Below are 16,652 nucleotides of genomic sequence, written 5' to 3'. Positions count from 1 at the left end.
CGCTCACCGCGCGGGGCGGTCCCCAGGGCTCGGCTGGTCCAGGTGGGAGGCGAGCACCGCGGCCTGGACCCGGCGCTGGACACCGAGCTTGGCCAGCAGACGGGAGATGTGGTTCTTGACCGTCTTCTCGGAGAGGTAGAGCTTCTTGCCGATCTCGCGGTTGGTCAGCCCGTCCCCGATCAGCGCGAGGATGTCCCGCTCACGGGGCGACAGGCTCGCCAGTTCGGGCGCGACCTCCGGCGTTTCCGCGGGATCGGCGCGCAGCGAGCGCATCAGCCGGGCGGTGGTCGCGGGGTCCAGCATCGACTGGCCGGAGGCGACCGTGCGGACCGCCGAGATCAGGTCGGAGCCCTTGATCTGCTTCAGGACGTAGCCGGAGGCCCCGGCCATGATGGCGTCGAGCAGGGCCTCCTCGTCGTCGAACGAGGTGAGCATCAGGCAGGACAGCTCCGGCATCCGGCTGCGCAGCTCACGGCAGACCGTGATGCCGTCGCCGTCCGGCAGACGTACGTCGAGGACGGCGACGTGCGGGCGCAGGGCGGGGCCGCGCACCAGCGCCTGCTCGACGCTGTCCGCGTCGCCGACCACGGAGATGTCCGGCTCGGCGTCGAGCAGGTCGGTCAGACCACGCCGGACGACCTCGTGGTCGTCGAGCAGGAACACGCGGATGGGATGGTGCTCCGTGAAAGTGCCGGTGTCGGCCATGACGACCTCTCGCTCCCCGATGACGGACGGACTGCGGGTTGTCCGCGACGACGATCATCACCCGCCCGGGGCCGGACGCACTAGGGCCGACCGGCCCAACCCTCAGCTCGCCGGGCGCGCGGTCGAGGCGCCGTCCAGGTCGAACTCGACGTCGACGACTCCCTCGATCGCCCGGATCAGGCGGGCGGCGACGGGCACCAGCGAGGTGTCCCGTACCCGTCCGGAGAGTTTCACGACGCCGTTGCCGACGTCCACCCGGACGGCCGAATCCGGCCTGGGGAACAGATAGGACACCAGCTCGCGCCGGACCTGCTCGGCGATGTCCTCGTCGTCGCGCAGGAACACCTTCAGCAGGTCCGCCCGGCTGACGATGCCCTCCAGCACACCCTGTTCGTCGACCACCGGCAGCCGCTTGACCTTGGACTGGGCCATGATCCGCGCGGCCTGCGCGAGGGTCGTGTCCGCCTGGACGGTCAGGGCGGGCGCGTTCATCAGCTCCTCCGCGGTGACGGCGTCGGCCTTCGCGCTGCCGGGCAGGTCGCGCAGCCGCCGGGCGCGCTCGGGGTCGCTGTCGCCGTCCCGGAACGCCTCCTTGCGCAGCAGATCGGCCTCGGTCACCACACCGACGACCCGGCCCCCGCCCGCCAGGACCGGAACGCCGCTGACCTTCCGGTCCTGCATCAGCCGCACGATGTCCTTGAAGGCGGCCCCGCGGTCCACGGAGGCGACCGTCCGGCTCATGACGTCGCCGACGATGTGCGGAGTGCCGTGCATCGTGACTCCTTCCTCGCTCGGGTCCGCCGGACGGCTCAGGCGACCGATCCGGCCCCGTACGGGGCGTACAGGTCCAGGAGCCGGGTCCGGGCGGCGCGGAGGCGGTGGGCCAGGACCTCGCCGACCCACTGGGTGACCGCGTGGCCCAGTGCCGGGTCCTCCTCGCACATCAGGCGGACGGCCGTGGCGTCGAACTCGTACGCCCGTACCGGTGTCGTCGCCTCGGCGCCCAGGTACCAGACGCGCGGCGGGAACAGCCAGGAGCAGCCGACGAGCTCGTTGTGCCGCAGGGTCTCGATGACGGCGGCCCGCCGGCCCGGCACGTGCATGTCGAGCTCGATCGTGCCGGTGCGGATGACCCAGAACCGGTCGGCGCGCGCGCCCTCGTCGAAGATGCGCGTCCCTTGCGGGAAGGACACCTCGCGGGCGATCCGCAGCAGCCGCTCCCGGTGCTCGGCGGGAAGGGCCTGCAGCATGTTGCGGGTGGGGGTGATCGGCATGGCGTGCCTCCCGGCGGCGAGTAGGAAGTGCCGAGACCAGCGTGTGCCCGTCCCGGTCCGCCCGACCAGGGGCCACCCGGCCCCCCGCCCGGGCCACTCGGCTCTCGCCCGGCGCGGGCCGGCCCAGGGCCGCGAGGCGGCCCGCTGCCGCCCTGGGCCGAACGGGACGTCCGCGGTGGGGACCATCGGTCCGGACCGGGACCTTCGGCCGCTGACCCCGCCCGGCCGGCGCGCTGAATGATCGCTGCGCATCGCCCCATCCACAGCGATCCGCACCAGGAGCACAGCCATGTCCAAGGCCGCCAGGAGCGGGGGAAGAGCGGCGCCGTCGGCGTCGCTCGGCCTCCCCGCCGCCTCCGCGCTCGTGATCGGCAGCATCATCGGGACCGGCGTCTTCGCCCTCCCGTCCGCGCTCGCCCCCTACGGTCCCGTCGCCCTCGTCGCGTTCGTCGTCGTGACCCTCGGCGCGCTCGCGCTGGCGCTGACCTTCGGCGCCCTGTCCGGGCGCGTCCCGGCGAGCGGCGGACCGTACGTCTACGCCCGCGAGGCATTCGGCGAGTTCGCCGGATTCCTCACCGCCTGGTCGTACTGGATCACCGCCTGGGCCGGGAACGCGGCCATCGTGGTCGCGTGGGTCGGCTACGTCGAGGTCTTCGTCAACACCGGCCACCGGACCGGGGTCTCCCTGCTGATCGCGCTGATCGGGCTGTGGATCCCCGCCGGGATCAATCTCACCGGGGCGCGGAACACGGGCGCGTTCCAGGTGATCACCACGGTGCTGAAGTTCGTCCCGCTGGTCTTCATGGCCACCGTCGGGCTGCTGTTCGTCGACCCGTCCAATTTCGGCGCCTTCAACGCGAGCGGGCAGTCGGACCTCGGCGCGATCTCGGCCGCGGCCGCCATCGCCCTGTTCAGCTACCTCGGCCTGGAGGCCGCCTCGGTGGTCGCCGGCCGGGTCCGGGACCCGCGACGGAGCGTGCCGCGCGCCACCGTCTACGGCACCCTCGCCTGCGCCGTCATCTACATCCTGGGCACCCTCGCCGTCTTCGGCACCGTCTCGCACGCCGACCTCGGCTCGTCCACGGCGCCGTTCACCGACGCCGCCAACAACATCTTCGGCGGCACCTGGGCCGGTGACCTCGTCGCCGTCGCGGCCGTCGTCTCCGGCATCGGCGCCCTCAACGGCTGGACCATGCTGTGCGCCGAGATGCCGTACGCCGCCGCCCGCGACGGCCTCTTCCCGGCCGCCTTCGCCCGGCTGCGCGGACGGGGCGGGGTGCCCGCCTTCGGCATCGTCGCCTCGACCGTGCCGGCCTCGCTGATCACCGTGTTCAGCTACACGCGCTTCGACGACGTCTTCACCAAGATCGTGCTGCTCAGCGTGCTCACGGCCGTGATCCCCTACCTGTTCTCGGCCGCCGCGCAGCTGTACTGGCTGCTGGTGCGCGGCCGCGAGAGCCTCACCCCGCGCCGCCTGGCCCGGGACGTCACCGTCGCCGGCCTGGCGCTCGTCTTCTCGTACTGGTCGATCCAGGGCAGCGGCTACCAGACCGTCTACTACGGACTGTTCGTGCTGCTCCTCGGCCTGCCGGTCTACGTCTGGCTGAAGCGCGGCCAAGGCGCCTACGGCGACCAGGCCCCGGTCGTCCCCGGCCCCCGCGGCGCGGACGAACCGCGGGCCCCCGAGACCCCGGCCCCGGCCCGGCGGACCTCCCGCGGAGCGCGCCCCGGCCCGTTCGGCGGGAGCCGGCTGCCGCACATCTCGCGGCGGCGGGCGGGCTTGGCCATGGGGTTGATGGACAGCGGCTGCACGCCGAGGCCATCTACCGCTTCCACCCGATGTTCGCCGACGCCGCCACCGAACCGCTCTTCGACGGCGCGGTCGGCACCCTCGAAGGCGGCGACGTGCACGTCCTCGGCAACGGCGCCGTCATGGTCGGCATGGGGGAGCGCACCACCGCCCAGGCGGTGGAGAACCTGGCCGCGCGGCTGTTCGCCACCGGCACGGCGCGGCGGCTGATCGCCGTCCAACTGCCCGCCCTGCGCGCCTACATGCACCTCGACACCGTGCTGACCATGGTCGACCACGACGCCTTCACCATCTACCCGGGCCTGGCCGACTCCCTGCGCTCGTGGACGCTGCTGCCCAGCACCGCCCGCGCGACCGGCTTCGACGTCGTACCCGACTCCGACCTGGCCACGGCGCTGGCCGAGGCCCTCGACCTGGACAAGGTGCGCATGCTGTCCGCCCCGCAGGACAACCGGGGCGCGGAGCGCGAGCAGTGGGACGACGGCAGCAACTTCCTCGCCCTGGCCCCCGGTGTCGTCGTCGGCTACGAGCGCAACGTCACCACCAACACCTACCTGCGCAAGCAGGGCATCGAGGTCGTCACCGTGGCCGGCGCCGAACTCGGCCGCGGCCGTGGCGGCCCGCGCTGCATGAGCTGCCCGATCGAACGCGGCCCGGCCGCCTGAGCCGAGAAGGGCGAACCACCATGACCGTCGACCTGCGAGGCCGCTCCTACTTGAGCGAACTCGACTTCACCGCCGCCGAGATGCACCACCTCCTCGATCTGGCGGCCCACCTCAAGGCGGCCAAGCGCGCCGGCACCGAACGGCCGCGGCTGACCGGCCGGAACCTCGCGCTGATCTTCGAGAAGACCTCCACCCGCACCCGCTGCGCCTTCGAGGTCGCCGCCGCCGACCAGGGCGTGAACACCACCTGCCTCGGCCCCGGCGACACCCACCTCGGCCGCAAGGAGTCCCTCCCCGACACCGCCCGCGTCCTCGGCCGCATGTTCGACGCCATCGAGTACCGGGGCTCGGCCCAGACCCTCGTCACCGAACTCGCCGCCCACGCCGGCGTCCCCGTCTACAACGGGCTCACCGACACCGCGCACCCCACCCAGAGCCTGTGCGACGTCCTCACCATGCACGAGCACAGCCCCAAGCCACTGCCGGACATCGCCTACTGCTACCTCGGCGACGCCCGTAACAACATGGGCAACTCCCTGCTGTCCATGGGCACCCTCCTCGGCATGGACGTCCGTATCGCCGCCCCCAAAGCCCTGTGGCCCGACCCCGCGCTCGTCGCCACCTGCCGCACCCTGGCCGAGCGCAGCGGCGCCCGCCTCACCCTCACCGAGGACGTCGAGACCGCCGTACGCGGCGCCGACTTCCTGCACACCGACGTGTGGGTCTCCATGGGCGAGCCCGCCGACACCTGGGCCGAGCGGATCGAACTGCTGCTCCCGTACCAGGTCAGTGACAAGACACTGGCGCTCACCGGCAACCCGGACGTCCGGTTCATGCACTGCCTGCCGTCCCTGCACGACCGGCGCACCCGCCTGGGCCAGGACCTCTTCGACACCTACGGCCTGGACGGTCTGGAGGTCACCGACGAGGTCTTCGCCTCGCCCGCCTCGATCGTCTTCGACCAGGCCGAGAACCGGCTGCACACCATCAAGGCCGTGCTCGTCGCCACCCTGGAGGACTGACCCATGCGCATCGTCGCCGCCCTCGGCGGCAACGCCCTGCTGCACCGCGGCGAACGCCCCGACGCGGCCGTCCAGCAGGCCAACATCGACCGGGTGGCCACCGCCCTGGCCGCCCTCGCCCGCGACCACGACCTCGTCATCACGCACGGCAACGGCCCCCAGATCGGCCTCCTCGCCATGGAGAGCGCGGCCGACCCCGCCCTGAGCGCCCCCTACCCGCTGGACCTGCTCGGCGCGCAGACCCAGGGCATGATCGGCTCCCTGCTGGCTCGCACCCTGCACGACGCCCTGCCCGGCCGCCGGGTCGCCGCGCTCGTCACGCACACCCTCGTCCGCGCCGACGACCCGGCCCTCGCCCGGCCCACCAAGTTCGTCGGCCAGGTCTATCCCCGGGACGTGGCCCAGGCGCTGGCCCGCGAGCGCGGCTGGCACATCGCCCGGGACACCGGCGGCTGGCGGCGGGTGGTGCCCTCCCCGGTGCCGGAGCACGTCGTCGAGACCGACACCATCCAGGCGCTGCTGTCCGGCGGCACGCTGGTCGTGTGCGCCGGGGGCGGCGGCGTCCCCGTCACCGCCGACCGCGACACCGGGGCGCTCGGCGGCCTCGAAGCCGTCATCGACAAGGACCTCACCGCCGCCCTGCTCGCCGAGGACCTCAAGGCGGACTTCCTGCTCATCCTCACCGACGTGCCCCATGTGTACGAGGCCTTCGGCACCCCCGGGCAGCGCGCTCTGCTGGACGCCACGCCCGCCGAGCTGCGCCGCGGACGCTTCCCCGAGGGCTCCATGGGGCCCAAGGCCGAGGCGGCGGCCCGGTTCGTCGAGCGCACCGGAGGCCTGGCCGCGATCGGCGCCCTGGACGCGGCGTACGAGATCGTCCACGGCAGGTCGGGCACGCTGATCCGCCCCGACCTGATGGGCGGCTGACCTCGGGCCGGAGTCGGTCGGGCCGGAGTCAGTCGGGCCGGGTCCCGGTCCAGCGGCGGTAGGCGGCCACCGCCGTCGGCAGCGTCGGGAAGACGAGATCCGGTCCGACGGAGTTCATGAGGCCGTATGCCGTCAGGTCGTCCAGCAGGTCCTGCTTGACCCGGGCGAGCGCGAACACGATGCCGCGGCCGGTGAGTTCGCGGCGCAGCTCGTCGACCGCGTCGAGGGCGGTGATGTCGACCTCCACATTGGCCTCGGTGTTCAGCACGAACCAGCGGACCGGTTCGGTCTGTTCGTCGACGGCGGCCAGGGCCCGGCGCCGGAAGTCCTCCGCGTTGGCGAAGAACAGCGGCGAGTCGTAGCGGTAGACCAGCAGCCCGGGGATCGTACGGGCCTGGGGGTAGTCGTCCACGTCGTGCATGCCCGCCATCCCGGGCACCAGCCCCTCGACCGCGTCGTGCGGGCGGGCCACCCGGGCCAGCAGCTCCGCCACCGACAGACCGACGGCGACCAGCACGCCGTACAGGATGCCGAGGACCAGCACCCCGGCCAGGCAGCCCAGCGCGAGCAGGAGTTCGCGACGGCGGAAGGACGCGAGCCGGCGGAAGCCCGCGACGTCGATCATGCGGGCGGCGGCGTAGATCACGAGCGCGCCGAGGACGGCCGAGGGCGTACGGCTCATCAGCGGGCTGAGAAAGAGCAGGACGGCGAGCACCGCGGCGCCCGCGACCAGGGAGTACGCCTGGCTGCGCGCGCCCGCCGAGGAGGCGAGCGCGGTGCGGCTGGCGCTGCTGCTCACCGGGAAGCCGTGCAGCAGACTCGCGCCGAGATTGGCCGTTCCGAGCGCGAGGAACTCCTGGTTGGCGCGGAGGGTGGGCCCCTCGTCCTCGTGCCCGGCGAACGCCCGCGCGGTGAGGATGAAGTCCGTGTAGCCGACGATGAGCACGCCCAGCGCGGGCAGGACCAGCCGGGGCAGCTCGCTCAGCTCCGGGACGGCGAGGTCGGGCAGCCCCGACGGGATCTCACCGATGACCTTGATGCCGTACCGCCCGTCCAGGTCGAAGGCCACCACGGCGGCCGTGCCGAGGACCACGGCGAGCAGCGGTCCCGGTACGGCGGGGAGGTACCGGGCCACCACGAAGAGGAACACCAGCGCGACGGCGGACAGGACGACCGTGGCCGGATCGGCGTCGGACAGGTGCGTGACGAAGGACCACAGTTGCGGGAAGAACTCGGCGCCCGTCGTCTCGACGCCGGTGAGCTTGGGCAGCTGGTCCACCGCCATGATGAGGGCCACGCCCGCGAGATAGCCGATCAGCACCGGCCGGGACAGCAGGTCCGCGAGGAAGCCGAGCCGGACGGCCCACGACACCACGCACAGCAGGCCGACCGTGATCGCGAGGGCGGCCGCCAGCGAGGCGTACCGCCCGGGGTCGCCCGCCGCGAGCGGGGCGACCACGGTGGCGGTCATCAGGGCGGTCGTGGACTCGGGGCCCACCGACAGCAGCCGCGAGGAGCCGAACAGCGCGTACAGCCCGAGCGCCGGCAGGATCGCCCACAGCCCGGCGACCGGCGGCAGCCCGGCCACCCCGGCGTACGCCATGACCTGCGGCACGAGGTAGGCGGCCACCGTCACGCCGGCCAGCAGGTCGCCCCGCAGCCAGGAGCGGCGGTAACCGAGCAGGACGCCGAGCCCGGGCGCCAGGCGGTGCCACCCCGCGACGCGCTCGGCCGAACCCTGGGTCATGAGCCGCCTCTCTCCGTGCCTGACCTCATGATCCACCGAGGTACGGCGCCGTCGCCAGCCGTGCGACGGGCTTCGCGCCCGGCACATGGCCCCTGTGCCGCGGAGCGTCCAAGGGCCGGTCGGGCCCCTTCGGGGACCTGCGGCCCCTGCCCCCAACTCCGTTCGCGCAAGAGGCTCGTAGCAGATCCCCGATGCAGCCCGACTCAGGAGGTTGGAGATCATGACCCGGACCGTCACGGTGGGCCTCGACGGCTCGCCCGAGAGCCGTGCCGCCGCAGAGTGGGCGGCCCGCGAGGCCGAGCTGCTCGGGCTGCCGCTGACGCTGCTGCACATATGGGAGCCGGTGCCGGAGCCCATGGCCCAGGCGCCGCTCCTCGGGGCCGAGACCCAGCAGCACTGGAGCGAGAGGATTCCGCGCGAGGCGGCCGAGGGCCTCGCCCTGCGCCATCCCGGCCTCGACGTCAGGACCGAGCAGCGGCCCGGCCGCCCCGCCGACCTCCTGGCCGCCGCGGCCCGCGACACCGAACTGCTGGTCCTCGGCTCGCGCGGACTGAGCGGCATCGGCGGGTTCCTCGTCGGCTCGGTCGGACTCGCGGTCGTCGCCCACGCCGAGCGGCCGGTCGTCCTGGTCCGCGCGGGCGAACAGGCCGCCGACGAGCACCGGATGGACCCGGCCGGTATCCCGTCCGCCGCGACCCCCTTCCGGCCGGTCGTCCTCGGCCTCGACGCCGACTCCCCGAGCGCCGAGCTGATCGAGTTCGCGTTCACCGCGGCCGCCCGCCGGGGTACGGCCCTGCGCGTCGTCCACGGCTGGAACCCGCCGCCGTCCTACGCTTACGGCCTCTCCGTGGACCTCGAACTCCACGGGGCCCTGGCGCTGCGGGAGACCACCCTGGTGACCGAGGTGCTGCGCCCGTGGCGGCAGAAGTTCCCGGACATCGAGGTCACCGAGGAGTCCCACTGCGGCACCCCCGCCGACCACCTCGTCGACGCCGCCCGCGCGGCCTCGCTGGTCGTCGTGGGCCGCCGGGTCCGCCGCGCTCCGCTCGGCACCCGCATCGGGCCCGTCACCCACGCCGTCCTGCACCACTCCACCGCCCCGGTCGCGGTCGTCCCGCACGACTGAGCCCCCGTCGGCCCACCCCCTGAGGAGCAGCCACCATGACGAACCCTCCGGACCGCCCGCTGGTCGTCGGCGTCGACGGGTCCGAGCCCAGCCTGCGGGCCGTGGACTGGGCGGCCGACGAGGCCGCCCTGCGCGGCGTACCGCTGCGGCTGGTGTACGCCTCGCTGTGGGAGCGGTACGAGGGTGTCGCCCTCGGCCAGGACCGGGGCAAGCCGTCCGAGCAGGTCCTGGCCGAGGACATCGTCGCGACCGCCGCGCGGCGCGCCGAGCGCCGCCACGCCGACCTGAAGACCTCCACCGACATCCTGCCCGAGGAACCGGAGTACGCGCTGGTGCGGGCCGGCCGCGACGCCGCTGCGCTGGTGGTGGGCAGCCGCGGGCGCGGCACCCTCGCCGAACTGCTGCTCGGCTCCGTCAGCCTGGCCGTGGCCGCCCACGCGGACTGCCCGGTGATCGTCCTGCGCGGCAGCCACGACAACCGGGCCGCGCCCGCCACGCGCGGCCGCGTCGTCGTGGGCGTCGGCGAGGAGCCCGGCGTCTCGGCGGCGGCGGTGCGCTTCGCCGCGCGGGAGGCCGCACTGCGCGGGGTGCCGCTGGAAGCGGTACGGGCCTGGCGGTGCCCCGCGCACGAGAGCGCCGGCCGTCCCCCGCTCACGGGCGAGCCCGCCCGGTTGCACGAGCGGCGGGCCGCCGAGACGCTGGAAGCGGCCGTGCGCGAGGCGGCCGAGCGGTACCCGGACGTCGACCTGCGGCGGCGCACCGTCGAGGGCCAGGCCCGCCGGGCGCTGCTGGACGCCTCGCTCGACGCCGACCTGCTGGTCGTGGGTGCCCGGCGCGATCCGGGGCACCACGGACTCCAGCTGGGACGCGTCACGCACGGCGTACTGCACCACTCCGCCTGTCCCGTCGCGGTCGTACCCCACCGGGTGTGAACGCGACGGCCGGCCGCTCAGAGGCTCGCCGCGTGATCGGGGACGTATGTCTGCAGATCCCGCGGCGGACGCTCGTAGCCGGTCGACTGCGGCCGCTCGGGCAGGGCGAGCACGTTCGGGGTCACCTCGTGGTACGGAACGGAGCCGAGCAGGTGGGCGATCATGTTCAGCCGGGCACGGCGCTTGTCGTCGCTCTCGACGACGTACCAGGGCGCGTCGGAGACATCGGTGTGCACCAGCATCTCGTCCTTGGCCCGGGAGTAGGCCTCCCAGCGGGTGATCGACTCCAGGTCCATGGGCGACAGCTTCCAGCGCCGCACCGGATCGTCGAGGCGCCGCCGGAACCGCTCCTGCTGCTCGGTGTCGCTCACCGAGAACCAGTACTTGCGCAGCAGGATCCCGTCCTCCACCAGCATCCGCTCGAAGATCGGGCACTGGCGCAGGAAACGCTGGTACTCCTGCTGCGTACAGAAGCCCATCACATGCTCGACGCCGGCCCGGTTGTACCAGGACCGGTCGAACAGCACCATCTCCCCGGCGGCCGGCAGGTGCTCCACATACCGCTGGAAGTACCACTGCGTGCGCTCGCGCTCGGTCGGCCTGGGCAGCGCCGCGACGCGTGCCACACGGGGATTGAGGAACTGGGTCACCCGCTTGATCGCGCCGCCCTTGCCCGCCGCGTCCCGCCCCTCGAAGACGACGACCAGCCGGGCGCCCTCCGCCCGCACCCACTCCTGCATCTTCACCAACTCGGTCTGCAGGCGCAGCAGTTCCTTCTCGTACACCTTCCGCGGCAGCTCCGCCGCCTGTTTGTCGGCCATGCCGCCTCCACCGCCCGATGACCCCTACGTCGACGACTTCCGGAGTCTCACCCATGTCCAAGGTCGAACACCAGGACGCCACCGTACTTTCCGACGCCGAACTGCGCACCCTGGACGCGCACTGGCGCGCCGCCAACTACCTGGCGGCCGGTCAGATCTATCTGATGGCCAACCCGCTGCTGACCGAGCCGCTGAGGCCGGAGCACATCAAGCCGCGGCTGCTCGGCCACTGGGGCACCTCGCCCGGCCTCAACCTCGTGTACACCCACCTCAACCGTGTCATCAGGGCGCGGGGCCTGGACGCGCTGTGCGTCTGGGGGCCGGGGCACGGCGGGCCGTCGGTGGTCGCCAACTCCTGGCTGGAGGGCAGCTACAGCGAGACCTACCCGGACGTCTCGCGCGACGCGGCGGGCATGGAGCGGCTGTTCCGTCAGTTCTCGTTCCCCGGCGGGGTGCCCAGCCACGTGGCCCCGGAGACGCCCGGTTCGATCCACGAGGGCGGTGAGCTCGGCTACTCGCTCGCCCACGCCTACGGCGCCGCCCTGGACAACCCGGACCTGGTGGTCGCCTGCGTGATCGGCGACGGCGAGGCGGAGACCGGGCCGCTGGCCGCCTCCTGGCACTCCAACAAGTTCCTCGACCCGGTGAACGACGGCGCCGTCCTGCCGATCCTGCACCTCAACGGCTACAAGATCGCCAACCCGACCGTGCTGGCCCGGCTGCCCGAGGCCGAACTCGACGCGCTCCTGAGGGGATACGGCCACCACCCGATCCAGGTGAGCGGCGACGACCCGCACCAGGTGCACCGCGCGATGGCCGCGGCGCTCGACGAGGCGCTGGACCGCATCGCGGTGATGCAGCGCACCGCCCGGGAGGAGGGGGTCGGCGAGCGCGTGCACTGGCCGGTCATCGTCCTGCGCACGCCGAAGGGCTGGACCGGTCCGGCCGTGGTGGACGGCGAGCCGGTCGAGGGCACCTGGCGGGCGCACCAGGTGCCGCTGGCCGGCGTCCGGGAAAACCCGGAGCACCTGCGGCAGTTGGAGGCGTGGCTGCGCTCGTACCGGCCCGACGAGCTCTTCGACCCGTCCGGCCGCCCCGTGGCCGACGTCCTGGCCTGCGTGCCCGAGGGCCGCAAGCGGCTCGGCGCCACCCCGCACGCCAACGGCGGTGTGCTGGTACGGGACCTGCCGATCCGGTCCCTCGACGACTTCGCCGTACCGGTCGACAAGCCGGGCGCGACGCTGCACGAACCGACCCGGGTCCTCGGCTCCCTGCTCGAACAGGTCATGAAGGACACCGCAGGGCGCCGCGACTTCCGTCTGGTCGGACCCGACGAGACCGCCTCCAACCGGCTGCAGGCCGTCTTCGACGCCAGCGGCAAGGCCTGGCAGGCCGAGACCCTGCCGGTGGACGAGCATCTGGACCGGCACGGCCGGGTGATGGAGATCCTCTCCGAACACCTCTGCCAGGGCTGGCTGGAGGGGTATCTGCTGACCGGCCGGCACGGGCTGTTCTCGTGCTACGAGGCGTTCGTGCACATCGTCGACTCGATGGTCAACCAGCACATCAAGTGGCTGAAGACCTCGCGCGAGCTGACCTGGCGGGCCCCGATCGCCTCCCTCAACTACCTGCTGACCTCGCACGTGTGGCGCCAGGACCACAACGGCTTCTCCCACCAGGACCCCGGCTTCGTCGACCACGTCCTCAACAAGAGTCCGCAGGTCGTCCGCGTCTATCTGCCGCCGGACGCCAACACCCTGCTGTCCGTCGCGGACCACGCCCTGCGCAGCCGGGACTACGTCAACGTGATCGTGGCCGGGAAGCAGCCGTGCTTCGACTGGCTCTCCATGGACCAGGCCCGCGTCCACTGCGCGCGGGGCGCCGGGATCTGGGAGTGGGCCGGCACCGAGAACGGCGGCGAACCGGACGTGGTGCTGGCCTGCGCCGGCGACGTGCCGACCCAGGAGGTGCTGGCCGCCGCGCAGTTGCTGCGCCGGCATCTGCCGCGGCTGGCGGTGCGGGTGGTGAACGTCGTCGACATGACCACGCTGCTGCCGCGCGAGGACCATCCGCACGGGATGACCGACGCCGAGTTCGACGGCCTCTTCACCACCGACAAGCCGGTCATCTTCGCCTACCACGGCTACCCGTGGCTGATCCACCGCCTCGCCTACCGCCGCACCGGTCACCACAACCTGCACGTCCGCGGCTACAAGGAGTCGGGCACCACGACCACACCGTTCGACATGGTCGTCCGCAACGACCTCGACCGCTACCGGCTCGTCATGGACGTCGTCGACCGCGTCCCCGGCCTCGCGGTGCGCGCCGCCGCCGTACGCCAGGAGATGGCCGACGCCCGCACCCGCCACCACGCCTGGATCCGCGAACACGGCGTCGACCTGCCCGAAGTCGCGGACTGGAGCTGGCACGGCTGAGTCCCACGGCCACGGTCGTCGAAGAGGGTTGTCATCCGAACAGTTCCGATATATCGTTGACGCATCGCGACAGATCAACGATGGAATGGAGTGATGGCGATGCGTTCCCACGGACACGAGCGTGGACATCGACACGAGGGCTTCTCCCGGCGCGACCGGGGCGACTTCGAGGGGCTCCGCGCCGCCTTCGGACCCTTCGGTCCGGGCGGCCCCGGTGGTCCCGGCGGTCCCGGTTTCGGACCGGGCCCCTGGGGGCATCGAGGGCGCGGCGGCCCGAGGGGGAGGGCGCGGCGCGGTGACGTACGGGCCTCGATCCTGGCCCTGCTCAAGGACCGGCCGATGCACGGCTACGAGATGATCCAGGAGATTGCCGAGCGCAGCGGCGGCGCGTGGAAGCCGAGCCCCGGCTCGGTCTACCCCACGCTCCAGCTGCTGGAGGACGAGGGCCTGATCGCCAGCGCGAGCGAGGGCGGCAAGAAGCTGTTCTCGCTCACCGAGGCGGGCCGCGCCGCGGCCGACGAGGGTCCCGAAGCCCCCTGGGAGGAGGCCTCGCGCGGGGTCGACTGGGAGGCCCTCGGTGAGATCCGCCAGGCCGGCTTCGGCCTGATGGAGGCCTTCGGCCAGGTCTGGAAGACCGGCAGCAAGGAGCAGCGCGACAAGGCGGTGACCGTCATCAACGAGGCCCGCAAGAAGCTGTACCTGATCCTCGCCGACGAGGACTGACCGTACGAACAGGGCGCCCCGCGGACTCGTCCGCGGGGCGCCCTGTTCGTGGGTGAGGGGTGGTCCGTCAGGCCACCAGCCCGGCCAGCTTGCGCAACGACTCGTTCAGCGCGGCCGTGGCCGAGTCCTTGAGCTTGCCCGCCATCAGGGAGACCGCCGCGCCCGTGAACTCCCCGTCGATGCGCACCGTCGTCGCGTCGCCGTCCGGGGTGAGCGTGTAGCGCGTGAGGAGGCTCACCGCCATCGGACCCTTGCCGCGGATCACGAACAACCGGGCCGGCTCCAGCTCGTCGATGGTCCACTCGACCTCGGCCGGGAAGCCCATCAGCTTCATGTTCTCCTGGAAGGTGCCGCCCGCCGCCAGGGTCTCGGGGCCGCCCTTGGGGAAGCTGGTGTGGGTCGCGTTCCACTCCCCGTACGCCGACCAGTCCGTGAGCCGGGCCCACACCTTCTCGGCCGGTGCCTGGATGCGTGCCTCCGCGCTGACTTCGGCCATGCGACCACCTCTTCGTGTCGGGCTGACGTGTCGCGGAACGTAGCCGCAGGGCCCCGAACATTCAATACTGATGAACCGTCAGGAAATGTGGAGAGGTGTGGACGGGCATCGACGGCCGTGGAGCGGCGCGGAGGGCCCTGTCTCGGCCTGATCTCCTCCGCAAGGAGGATATTCCGATCGGTGATGTCCACTTCTCGTGGGACGTGAAAATGCTTCCCCCCGTGGATGACCGGCGCCGGTGAGGCTGATGAGCTGGGAGCGTGCCACCGCGTATTCCCCACCAGTCCGCCGAGGACCAGGGCAGCCGCCGCGCGGACGACGTCGCCGGGCTCAGTGCCGAGCTGGCGGCGGTGGTCGCCGGTGCCCGCCGCCGGGCCGTACGGGACGGGGACCGGCAGATCGACACCGCCCACCTCCTGCACTCCCTGCTGGAGTCCGACCCCGACGTGCGCGCCGTCGTCGGTGACGTCCCGCAGCTCGCCCGCCTGCTCGGCTATCTCGTGCAGCGCAGCATCGGCTACGGCCTGCGCTGGCAGGGCTCGGTGGAGGACTCGGGCGCGCTGTCCGTCCTGAAGGGCGTCGACGGCTGGTCGCCGCTGGCCGCGGCCGCCATGCGGCAGGCCGCCGAGCGCGCCGGACTGCGCGGGGACGACGAGGCGCGGGGCACCGATCTGCTCGCGGCCATCGTCGTGGACCCCGAGGCGCGCGCCGTCGAGGTGCTCGACCGCGCCGGAGTCGCGGTGCCCGAGCTGCTCGCCCGGATCGCCGGCCACTCGGGGGAGTTCGCGGGGGACGGCGGCGCGGCCTGCTGAGTGCTCGGGCCCGGCGGGTCGAGCGCGGGCGCGGGCCCGGCCCCGTCCAGCCGATGAGACAGGTGTCATCGGGGGTGACGGTCATGTCGTCGCCTGTCATCATGTGCCGGTGCATACGTCAGACAGCAGTCACAGCGGTCGCGGCAAGGGCGTCGGGCTCGGTCTCGCGCTCGTCTCGTCGCTGGCCTTCGGGGGATCCGGTGTCGCGGCCAAGCCGCTGATCGAGGCGGGGCTCGACCCGCTCCATGTGGTGTGGCTGCGGGTGGCCGGCGCCGCCCTGGTGATGCTGCCGCTCGCCGTGCGCCACCGCGGCCTGCTGCGCCGGCGTCCCGCGCTGCTCGTCGGGTTCGGACTGCTCGGTGTGGCCGGTGTCCAGGCCTGCTACTTCGCCGCGATATCGCGGCTCCCGGTCGGCGTCGCGCTGCTCGTGGAGTACCTCGCCCCCGCCCTGGTGCTCGGCTGGGTGCGGTTCGTGCAGCGGCGGCCGGTGACCCGGGCCGCCGCGCTCGGCGTGGTCCTCGCGGTCGGCGGCCTCGCCTGCGTCGTGGAGGTGTGGTCGGGGCTCGGCTTCGACGCCCTGGGACTGCTGCTCGCGCTCGGCGCGGCGGGCTGCCAGGTCGGCTACTTCGTCCTGGCCGACCAGGGCAGCGAGTCGGGGGAGGAGGCGCCGGACCCGCTCGGCGTCATCGCCTACGGACTGCTCGTCGGCGCGGTCGTCCTGACCGCCGTCGCCCGCCCCTGGACCATGGACTTCTCCGTCCTGGCCGGCACCGCGCACATGGACGGCACCCCGGTCCCGGCGGCCGCGCTGCTGGCCTGGATCGTCCTGGTCGCCACGGTGATCGCGTACGTCACCGGTGTGGTGTCCGTGCGGCGGCTGTCTCCGCAGGTCGCCGGTGTCGTGGCCTGTCTGGAGGCGGTCGTGGCGACCGTGCTGGCCTGGGTGCTGCTCGGCGAGCACCTCTCGGCGCCGCAGGTCGTCGGCGGCGCGGTCGTCCTGGCGGGCGCGTTCATCGCGCAGTCCTCGACCCCCGCCAAGGGCTCCGCCCAGCCGGTGGCGAGCGGTGCCCCGGAACGCGAATTGTCCGCCCGTGAAACCATCGCCTAAGCTCACGTCCATGCCGTCGAACGCACTCGTCCTTCCGCCTCCGGCCGCC

Annotated in this window: 14 protein-coding genes and 2 pseudogenes; 10 read left to right on the top strand and 6 right to left on the bottom strand. The window is 72.9% G+C overall.

Translation table 11 applies throughout. The features are described 5' to 3' along the window. Positions 1–3: 3 nt before the first annotated feature. From IPZ69_RS07915 to IPZ69_RS07905, 3 genes are all read right to left on the bottom strand, one after another. Positions 4–705: a response regulator gene (locus IPZ69_RS07915; protein WP_235453285.1), complete on the bottom strand. Its 702-nt coding sequence runs from the start codon at positions 703–705 to the stop codon at positions 4–6. Positions 706–807: 102 nt separating this feature from the next. Continuing rightward, the gene (locus IPZ69_RS07910; RefSeq protein WP_235453284.1) at positions 808–1,479 is read right to left on the bottom strand and encodes a CBS domain-containing protein; all 672 of its coding nucleotides are present in this window, start codon (positions 1,477–1,479) and stop codon (positions 808–810) included. Positions 1,480–1,514: 35 nt separating this feature from the next. Continuing rightward, a complete protein-coding gene (locus tag IPZ69_RS07905) occupies positions 1,515–1,979 on the bottom strand; it encodes a Crp/Fnr family transcriptional regulator (protein WP_235453283.1) in 465 nt (154 codons plus the stop codon). 364 nt (positions 1,980–2,343) lie between these two features. Here IPZ69_RS07905 and IPZ69_RS07900 point away from each other — a divergent pair. The 4 genes and pseudogenes from IPZ69_RS07900 to IPZ69_RS07885 all read left to right on the top strand — a co-directional run. Next, positions 2,344–3,729, top strand: a pseudogene (locus tag IPZ69_RS07900) (APC family permease); the annotation flags it as partial. Between the two features lie 50 nt (positions 3,730–3,779). Continuing rightward, positions 3,780–4,454, top strand: a pseudogene (locus IPZ69_RS07895) (arginine deiminase family protein); the annotation flags it as partial. Positions 4,455–4,474: 20 nt separating this feature from the next. Further along, positions 4,475–5,476 (top strand): ornithine carbamoyltransferase, encoded by a 1,002-nt coding sequence (gene argF, locus IPZ69_RS07890; RefSeq protein WP_235453281.1) that lies wholly within the window; start codon positions 4,475–4,477, stop codon positions 5,474–5,476. A gap of 3 nt (positions 5,477–5,479) precedes the next feature. Further along, on the top strand, positions 5,480–6,403 hold the full coding sequence (locus IPZ69_RS07885) for a carbamate kinase (protein ID WP_235453280.1): 924 nt from the start codon (positions 5,480–5,482) through the stop codon (positions 6,401–6,403). 28 nt (positions 6,404–6,431) lie between these two features. Here the strand turns inward: IPZ69_RS07885 and IPZ69_RS07880 are convergent, their stop codons facing one another. After that, positions 6,432–8,150: a SulP family inorganic anion transporter gene (locus IPZ69_RS07880; protein ID WP_235453279.1), complete on the bottom strand. Its 1,719-nt coding sequence runs from the start codon at positions 8,148–8,150 to the stop codon at positions 6,432–6,434. Between the two features lie 220 nt (positions 8,151–8,370). On the opposite strand from IPZ69_RS07880, the gene IPZ69_RS07875 reads away from it, so the two are divergent. Together IPZ69_RS07875 and IPZ69_RS07870 are read left to right on the top strand one after the other, a co-directional pair. Further along, complete coding sequence (locus IPZ69_RS07875) at positions 8,371–9,276, top strand: universal stress protein (protein ID WP_235453278.1); 906 nt, start codon at positions 8,371–8,373, stop codon at positions 9,274–9,276. Positions 9,277–9,311: 35 nt separating this feature from the next. Beyond that, positions 9,312–10,208, top strand: coding sequence for a universal stress protein (locus IPZ69_RS07870; RefSeq protein WP_235453277.1), 897 nt, complete (start codon positions 9,312–9,314; stop codon positions 10,206–10,208). Positions 10,209–10,225: 17 nt separating this feature from the next. Here the strand turns inward: IPZ69_RS07870 and ppk2 are convergent, their stop codons facing one another. Further along, positions 10,226–11,029 carry a polyphosphate kinase 2 gene (gene ppk2, locus IPZ69_RS07865; RefSeq protein WP_235453276.1) on the bottom strand — a complete coding sequence of 268 codons (804 nt, stop codon included), beginning with the start codon at positions 11,027–11,029 and terminating at the stop codon, positions 10,226–10,228. 53 nt (positions 11,030–11,082) lie between these two features. On the opposite strand from ppk2, the gene IPZ69_RS07860 reads away from it, so the two are divergent. After that, complete coding sequence (locus IPZ69_RS07860; protein WP_235453275.1) at positions 11,083–13,464, top strand: phosphoketolase family protein; 2,382 nt, start codon at positions 11,083–11,085, stop codon at positions 13,462–13,464. Between the two features lie 99 nt (positions 13,465–13,563). Next, positions 13,564–14,187: a PadR family transcriptional regulator gene (locus IPZ69_RS07855; RefSeq protein ID WP_235453274.1), complete on the top strand. Its 624-nt coding sequence runs from the start codon at positions 13,564–13,566 to the stop codon at positions 14,185–14,187. A gap of 67 nt (positions 14,188–14,254) precedes the next feature. Here the strand turns inward: IPZ69_RS07855 and IPZ69_RS07850 are convergent, their stop codons facing one another. Continuing rightward, on the bottom strand, positions 14,255–14,683 hold the full coding sequence (locus IPZ69_RS07850) for a type II toxin-antitoxin system Rv0910 family toxin (RefSeq protein WP_235453273.1): 429 nt from the start codon (positions 14,681–14,683) through the stop codon (positions 14,255–14,257). A gap of 260 nt (positions 14,684–14,943) precedes the next feature. Between IPZ69_RS07850 and IPZ69_RS07845 the strand changes: the two genes are divergently transcribed. Together IPZ69_RS07845 and IPZ69_RS07840 are read left to right on the top strand one after the other, a co-directional pair. Further along, positions 14,944–15,495 carry a Clp protease N-terminal domain-containing protein gene (locus tag IPZ69_RS07845; RefSeq protein ID WP_235453272.1) on the top strand — a complete coding sequence of 184 codons (552 nt, stop codon included), beginning with the start codon at positions 14,944–14,946 and terminating at the stop codon, positions 15,493–15,495. A 103-nt stretch (positions 15,496–15,598) separates the two neighbouring features. Continuing rightward, positions 15,599–16,603 carry an EamA family transporter gene (locus tag IPZ69_RS07840; RefSeq protein WP_235453271.1) on the top strand — a complete coding sequence of 335 codons (1,005 nt, stop codon included), beginning with the start codon at positions 15,599–15,601 and terminating at the stop codon, positions 16,601–16,603. Positions 16,604–16,652 lie beyond the last annotated feature (49 nt).

It is taken from the genome of Streptomyces olivochromogenes (genome assembly GCF_021538895.1).
GTDB classification, from domain to species: Bacteria; Actinomycetota; Actinomycetes; order Streptomycetales; family Streptomycetaceae; genus Streptomyces; species Streptomyces olivochromogenes_A.
This window is presented reverse-complemented; position numbering and strand designations above follow the sequence as displayed.